The sequence below is a fragment of the uncultured Nevskia sp. genome (assembly GCF_903885465.1).
GTDB lineage: Bacteria > Pseudomonadota > Gammaproteobacteria > Nevskiales > Nevskiaceae > Nevskia.
Genome location: NZ_CAISIQ010000503.1, coordinates 1 through 1,518, shown reverse-complemented (window position 1 = coordinate 1,518; position 1,518 = coordinate 1). Strand labels below are relative to the sequence as shown.

The 1,518-nt window shown below is 64.3% G+C and carries 3 protein-coding genes; all 3 read left to right on the top strand.

Annotated elements, in window-relative coordinates:
* The first annotated feature begins 87 nt into the window (after positions 1 to 87).
* Positions 88 to 237, top strand: a complete 150-nt coding sequence (ccmD, locus tag QZY06_RS19385) for a heme exporter protein CcmD (RefSeq protein WP_295687218.1) — start codon at positions 88 to 90, stop codon at positions 235 to 237.
* The gene (ccmE, locus tag QZY06_RS19380) at positions 234 to 710 is read left to right on the top strand and encodes a cytochrome c maturation protein CcmE (protein ID WP_022975186.1); all 477 of its coding nucleotides are present in this window, start codon (positions 234 to 236) and stop codon (positions 708 to 710) included. The genes ccmD and ccmE overlap by 4 nt, the downstream gene beginning before the upstream one ends.
* On the top strand, positions 707 to 1,518 hold an 812-nt coding region (locus QZY06_RS19375; RefSeq protein WP_295687214.1), incomplete at its 3' end, for a heme lyase CcmF/NrfE family subunit. The genes ccmE and QZY06_RS19375, both read left to right, overlap by 4 nt.

Here is a 1,518-nt window from a genome sequence, read left to right as displayed (position 1 = left end):
CTTCGGTGCCGTGTGGCTGCGACGGATGCAGAACGAGGTGCTGCGTCGCGAGCGTCGAGCAGCCTGGGTCAAGGAACTGGTGGCCGCGTGAACGAAAAGCACGCCGTCTTCATCTGGTCCAGCTACGCCTTGAGCGCCGTGGTGCTGCTGTGGAATTGGCTGGCACCGCGCTTCAAGCGCAACGAACTTCGCCGCCGGCTGTCCGAGGACACGGCAGAACAGGACAATCCGGAATGACCAAGCGTAATCAGAGACTGCTGGGCGTCGTCGCGCTGGTGATCGGCGTCGGTGTCGCGGCAGCCTTGGGCTTCACCGCGTTTCGCAAGAACATGATGTATTTCTACACACCGAGCGATCTGCTCGCCGGCACCGTGCCGGTCGGTGCGTCGATGCAGCTGGGCGGGCTGGTCGAGAAAGGCAGCCTGGTCCGCGCCGGCGGCCTGCGGGTGGAGTTCCGCGTCGCCGATTGCGCCAAGAACATCCCGGTGCGCTACGACGGCGTGCTGCCCGATCTGTTCCGCGAAGGGCAGGGCGTGGTCGCCGATGGTCATCTCGATGCCGACCACGTATTCGTGGCCACCCGCATCCTCGCCAAGCACGACGAGAATTACATGCCGCCGCAGGTTGCCGATGCGCTGAAGGGTGATCCGGACACTGGCAAGCATTCCTGCATGCCCTTCAAGGCTGTCGAATCGGCCGCCAAATCGTGATTCCGGAAATCGGTCACTACGCGCTGATCCTCGCGCTGGGCATCGCCATCCTGCAGACCGTCGCGCCGATGATCGGCTGGCGTCGGCGTGACGCCCGCCTGCTGGCCTCGGCAGCTTCGGCCGCGCAGGCGCAGTTCTTCTGCATCGCCATCGCCTACCTGTGTCTGACGGTGTCGTTCATCAACACCGATTTCTCGGTGGCCTATGTCGCCCAGAACGCCCACACCGATCTGCCGATGATCTATCGCATCTCGGCGGTCTGGGGCGCGCATGAAGGCTCGCTGCTGCTGTGGATGCTGATGCTGTCCGGCTGGACCTTCGCGGTGTCGGTGTTCAACCGGCGCATTCCGGCTGAACTCAGCGCGCTGGTGATCGCTGTGCTCGGCGTGATCAGTGTCGGCCTGCTGCTGTTCATGCTGCTGACCTCGAACCCCTTCGAACGCCTGTTCCCGGTGCCCTTGCAGGGCCGTGATCTCAATCCGCTGCTGCAGGATTTCGGCTTGGCGATCCATCCGCCGACCTTGTACATGGGCTACGTCGGCTTCAGCGTCGCCTTTGCGTTTGCCGTCGCGGCACTGATCACCGGCAAGCTCGACGCTGCCTGGGCGCGCTGGACCCGGCCGTGGACGACCACCGCCTGGATGTTCCTGACCTTGGGCATCACCCTCGGTTCCTGGTGGGCCTACAACGAACTCGGCTGGGGCGGCTGGTGGTTCTGGGATCCAGTCGAGAACGCTTCGTTCATGCCGTGGCTGGCCGGCACGGCGCTGATCCATTCGCTCGCGGTGACCGAAAAGCGCGGCATCTT